This is a genomic window from Cupriavidus sp. R6-3 (assembly GCF_059772245.1).
The window spans coordinates 1-5,337 of sequence record NZ_JCBAJO010000277.1 but is presented as its reverse complement, the minus strand read 5'-3'; the positions used below and the strand labels follow the sequence as shown (position 1 = coordinate 5,337).

4 protein-coding genes are annotated in these 5,337 nt (G+C 68.2%); all 4 read right to left on the bottom strand.

Annotated features, from left to right (window positions below; translation table 11 throughout):
* Positions 1-1,466, bottom strand: a 1,466-nt coding sequence (locus AC6EI8_RS23795; RefSeq protein ID WP_498383045.1) for a heavy metal translocating P-type ATPase, incomplete at its 3' end; no start/stop codon positions are given.
* Positions 1,467-1,701: 235 nt separating this feature from the next.
* Positions 1,702-2,799, bottom strand: a complete 1,098-nt coding sequence (gene zapE, locus AC6EI8_RS23790; protein WP_149319123.1) for a cell division protein ZapE — start codon at positions 2,797-2,799, stop codon at positions 1,702-1,704.
* 278 nt (positions 2,800-3,077) lie between these two features.
* Positions 3,078-4,514, bottom strand: coding sequence for a dihydrolipoyl dehydrogenase (gene lpdA / locus AC6EI8_RS23785; RefSeq protein WP_265632582.1), 1,437 nt, complete (start codon positions 4,512-4,514; stop codon positions 3,078-3,080).
* Between the two features lie 19 nt (positions 4,515-4,533).
* Positions 4,534-5,337 (bottom strand): 2-oxoglutarate dehydrogenase complex dihydrolipoyllysine-residue succinyltransferase (gene odhB / locus AC6EI8_RS23780; RefSeq protein ID WP_498383044.1); only part of this gene is annotated, 804 nt, incomplete at its 5' end.

Genomic DNA, 5,337 nt, shown 5'->3' with positions numbered 1-5,337 from the left:
GCGCGCTCCGGCACGATGGTCCACCACAGCAGGCCCACGGCCGCCGCTATCAGCAGCAGCGCGGCGACGAACCACGCCGCCACGCGATCAGCGATCACCGCGAGCCGCGGCTTGTCGGCCAGCGTGCGTTCGAGCAGCGCGACGATCTCGGCCAGGCGCGTGCCCGCCCCGATCCGCCGCACGGCGATCACCAGCGGACTGCTGGCGTTGTAGCAGCCCGCCAGCACCGGCTGGCCCGGTCCACGCGGCACCGGCCGGCTTTCGCCGCTCAGCATCGACTCGTCCAGATCGCTGCTGCCCTCGAGGATCTCGCCGTCGGCCGGCACGATCTCGCCGGCGCGCACGCGCACGCGGTCGCCCGGCGCCAGCCGCGCAACCGGCACGCGCCGCACCGTGCCGTCAGGGAACAATTGCTCGCAGGTGGCCGGCAACTGTCGCGCCAGCATCTCCGCGCCGCTGCGCGAGGCCTGGCGCACGCGCAATTCGAGATAGCGCGCCAGCAGCAGCAAGGCGACGAACATCGTGACCGAGTCGTAGTAGACCTCGCCAGTGCCGCGCACGGTGGCAAGCACGCTGGCGCCGAACGCGGCCGCCAGCCCCAGCGCGACCGGCACGTCCATGCCGACATGGCGCTGGCGCAGGCTGCGCCACGCACCCGCAAAGATCGGCGCCGCGCTGTAGACGATCACCGGCAGCGTCAGCGCCAGGCTGGCCCATTGCAGCAGGCGCAGATGCGTCGCCGCGATGGTGCCTTCATGCGTATAGACGGGCCACGCGTACATCATCACCTGCATCATGCCGAGCATGGCCACCGCCAGCCGCATCAGCAGGCCCTGCCTTGCCGCGCCGTCCTGCCGGTCCGCCGCGGAGAATTCGAACGGCCAGGCCGTGTAGCCAATATCGGCGAGCGCGCCCAGCAGAGCGGCCACGGTCAGCGCGCGGCCGCGCCAGCGCACCAGCACGCGGCGCGTGGCCAGATTGACGACCGCGGTCTCGACGCCGGGCAGTTGCGCGAGCTTCTGCTCGATCAGCCAGGCACAGGCGGCGCAGCGGATATTGTCGGGCGCCAGCGTGATTTCGAATCGTTCCTGCGGCCGCGCTTCCGCCGCGCCGTCGAGCCGCCGCACGAAACGCGCGCGCAGCTCCTCGGTGTCGTAGGCATGCCAGACGGGCTCGAGCCGGCCCCGTGCCGCCGCGTCCAGCGGCCGGCCGAAGCGGAACTCGCCGCCATAGAGATGGGCGAAGCCGGCCTGGTCCAGCGCCTGCGCCAGCGCCAGGCAGCCGGCGCAACAGAAGGCGCGCGGCATGCCGCCGACCTCCGCGCGCAGCGCGTCCGGCGCGGCGCCGGTCGGCAGTCCGCAATGGAAACAGCAGGCGGCGTCGGTCGGGCCGTCCGCCGCGGCGTGCGCCGATGTGGCGGACGCCGATGGTTCGGTGTGGGAGGAAGGGGCGAAGGCGATCGGCATCGTGGTCCTGGATGTCCGATCGATTCTAGGGATCGCGGCCGGGCGGCCATTTGATCCCGGTCAAGGCGCACGCAATCGGTACGCCGTGCAAGGCGTCGCGGCCAGGAGCGGCTCAGGTAGGCCGGGCAGCCCACGCCGCTCTGGCCGCCATGGCCGCTGTGGCCGCTGTGGCCGTCATGGGGGGCTCTGGCCGCACGGGCCGCACGGACCGCTCAGGCCCGCACCCTCAGGCCGCTCAGGCCAGTTCCGTGACGCCGGTGCGCCGCGGCGCCTCCAGATACTCGCGCGACTGCATCTCGATGATGCGCGAGACCGTGCGATGGAATTCGTTGGCCATCTGGCCTTCGACATACAGCTCGTCGGGCGGCACCTCGGCCGACATCAGCAGCTTGACCTTGTGGTCGTAGAACACGTCGACCAGCCAGGTGAAGCGGCGCGCCTCCGACGACATCCGCGGCGTCATCTTCGGCACGTCCGACAGGATCACCGTGTGGAAGCGCTCGGCCAGCTCCAGATAGTCGTTCTGCGAACGCGGGCCGCCGCACAGCGTGGCGAAGTCGAACCACACCACGCCGTTGGCCTTGCGCAGGGCATGCAGCTCGCGCTTCTCGATATGCAGGATCGGCGATTCGTCGGCGATGCCGGCCAGCGCCGCGAAGGCGTCGCGCAGCGCCGCGCTGGCCTTGGCGTCCAGCGGCGTGTAATAGGCCTGCACCTGCTCCAGCGTGCGCTTGCGGTAATCGATGCCGGCATCGACGTTCAGCACGTCGAGCTTGCGCTCGAGCAGCGCGATCGCGGGCAGGATGCGGTCGCGATGCAGGCCGTCCGGATACAGCAGGTCCGGGCGGTAGTTCGACGTCATCACGAACTGCACGCCGTTCTCGAACATCTGCTCCAGCAGCCGATGCAGGATCATGGCGTCGGCGACATCGCTGACATGGAATTCATCGAAACAGATCAGCCGGTACTTGCGGGCGATCCGTTTGGCCAGCTCGTCCAGCGGATCGGGCCGGCCGCGCAGTTCCTCGAGCTGGCGATGCACCTCGCGCATGAACTCGTGGAAATGCAGGCGGGTCTTCCTGACCACCGGCACGCAGTGGTAGAAGCTGTCCATCAGGAAGGACTTGCCGCGCCCCACCCCGCCCCACAGATAGACGCCCTTGGGCACCTCGGGCCGGATCAGCAGCTTCTTCAGCGCATTGTTGCGCCGCTGCTTGTAGGCGACCCATTCGTCGTAGCACTGCTGCAGCCGCGCCACCGCGCGCAACTGCGCTTCGTCGGACCGATAGCCGCGCTGCTGCAGTTCGTGGTGGTAGTACTCGGTGACGTTCATCGGGGGGAAGGAAAGGTAACGGCGGATTCGCCGCGAAGGGCATGGCATGGCCATCACGGCGCGCCGCGAGGGCTCCCCTCTCCCACGAGCGGGAGAGGGGCTGGGGAGAGGGCAGCCGGCGGTCGATCGACCGCCGGCGCAAGGCAAGCGCCCCGCCCTCTCCCCGACCCTCTTCCGCAAGCGGGAGAGGGAGAACACCAGGGCGCTCTCGCGAACGGGAAAGACCATCCTCGCCCGCACGAGAGCGAACACGGCTCCACGAAGAGCCGTGCCGCGGCTTACATATTGAGCTGACGCTTGTCCACCGCGAGCGCGGCTTCGCGCATCACCTCGGACATCGACGGGTGCGGGTGGCACACCCGGCCGATATCCTCGCTGGCGGCCTTGAACTCCATCGCCACCACGGCTTCGGCGATCAGGTCCGACGCATTGGCGGCGACCACGTGCACGCCCAGGATCTCGTCGGTCTTGGCATCCGCCAGCATCTTGACGAAGCCGTCCGAGGCGCCCATGCCCAGCGCGCGGCCGTTGGCCACGAACGGGAACTGGCCCGACTTGTACTCGCGGCCCTCGGCCTTCAGCTGCTGCTCGGTCTTGCCGACCCAGGCGATTTCCGGGTAGGTGTAGATGACCCACGGAATGCAGTTGTAGTCGATGTGCGGCTTCTGGCCGGCGATGCGCTCGGCCACGGCCACGCCTTCGTCCTCGGCCTTGTGCGCCAGCATCGGGCCGCGCACCACGTCGCCGATCGCCCACAGGCCCGGCACCGAGGTCGCGCAATGGTCGTCGACCGGAATGAAGCCGCGCTCGTCGGTGGCCAGGCCAACGGCGTCCAGACCCAGGTTGTCGGTGTTCGGCACGCGGCCGACCGACACGATCAGGCGATCGACTTCCAGCGTCTGTGCGTTGCCGTCCTTGTCGGTGTAGCTGACAGTGACGTTGTTGTCGCCGGTCTTCACCTCGTTGACCTTGACGCCCAGGCTGAACTTCAGGCCCTGCTTGGTCAGCAGCTTCTGCGCTTCCTTGGCGACGCCTTCGTCGGCGGCACCGAGGAACGACGGCAGCGCCTCGAGCACGGTCACGTCGGCACCCAGACGGCGCCACACCGAACCCAGCTCCAGGCCGATCACGCCCGCGCCGATCACGCCCAGCTTCTTCGGCACTTCGGCGAACTTCAGCGCGCCCTCGTTATCGTTGACCAGCTTGTTGTCGACCGCGATGCCCGGCAGATGGCGGGCCTTCGAGCCGGTGGCGATGATGACCTGCTTCGCCGTCACCGTTTCGCTGCCGGCCTTGCCGGCGATCTCGACCTGGAAGCCCTCGGCGCCCTTGCCGACGAACTTGCCGTGGCCCTTGAGCAGCGTGATCTTGTTCTTGCGGAACAGGAACTCGATGCCCTTGGTCATCTTGCCGACGATGTCGTCCTTGCGCTTGAGCATCTTGGCCACGTCGACCTTGACGTCACCGACCGTGATGCCGTGGTCGCCGAGATGGTGCTGCACGTTCTCGACTTCCTCCGACGAGGCCAGCATCGCCTTGGACGGGATGCAGCCCACGTTCAGGCAGGTGCCGCCCAGGCGCGGCTCGCCCTTCGGGTCGTCATAGGGATTGTCTTCGCAGCAGGCGACATTCATGCCCAGCTGGGCGGCGCGGATCGCGGCGATATAGCCGCCGGGGCCGGCGCCGATCACCAGCACGTCGAATTGTTTGCTCATCAGGATTCCTCGGCGTCGATTACAGGTCCAGCAGCAGGCGGGCCGGATCTTCCAGCGCTTCCTTCATCGCCACCAGGCCCAGCACGGCTTCGCGGCCGTCGATGATGCGGTGGTCGTAGGACATCGCCAGGTAGTTCATCGGACGGATCACGATCTGGCCGTCTTCGACCACGGCGCGGTCCTTGGTGGCGTGCACGCCCAGGATCGCCGATTGCGGCGGGTTGATGATCGGGGTCGACAGCATCGAGCCGAACACGCCGCCGTTCGAGATCGAGAAGGTACCGCCCGACAGCTCGTCCAGCGACAGCTTGCCGTCACGGGCCTTGGCGCCGAACTCGGCGATCTTCTTCTCGATGTCGGCCAGGCTCATCTGGTCGGCGTTGCGCAGGATAGGCACCACCAGGCCGCGCGGCGAACCGACCGCGATGCCGATGTCGAAGTAGCCGTGGTAGACGATGTCGTTGCCGTCGACCGAGGCGTTGATGATCGGGTACTTCTTCAGCGCGTGCACGGCCGCCTTGACGAAGAAGGACATGAAGCCCAGCTTGACGCCGTGTTCCTTCTCGAAGCGGTCCTTGTACTTGTTGCGCAGATCCATCACCGGCTTCATGTTGACTTCGTTGAAGGTGGTGAGGATGGCATTGGTCTGTTGCGATTGCAGCAGACGCTCGGCGATACGGGCGCGCAGGCGGCTCATCGGCACGCGCTCTTCCGGACGATCGCCCAGCGCGGCGAAGTCGACCGGTGCGGAGACCTGCTGCAGGGCCGGCTTGGCGGCCGGGGCCGGGGCGGCCTTGGCGGCGGGCGCCGAACCGGCGGCGAG

Excerpts from the sequence above, each read along its gene's own strand:
- lpdA (WP_265632582.1), bottom strand. The coding sequence starts at position 4,514 with ATGAGCAAACAATTCGACGTGCTGGTGATCGGCGCCGGCCCCGGCGGC.
- zapE (WP_149319123.1), bottom strand. The coding sequence starts at position 2,799 with ATGAACGTCACCGAGTACTACCACCACGAACTGCAGCAGCGCGGCTAT.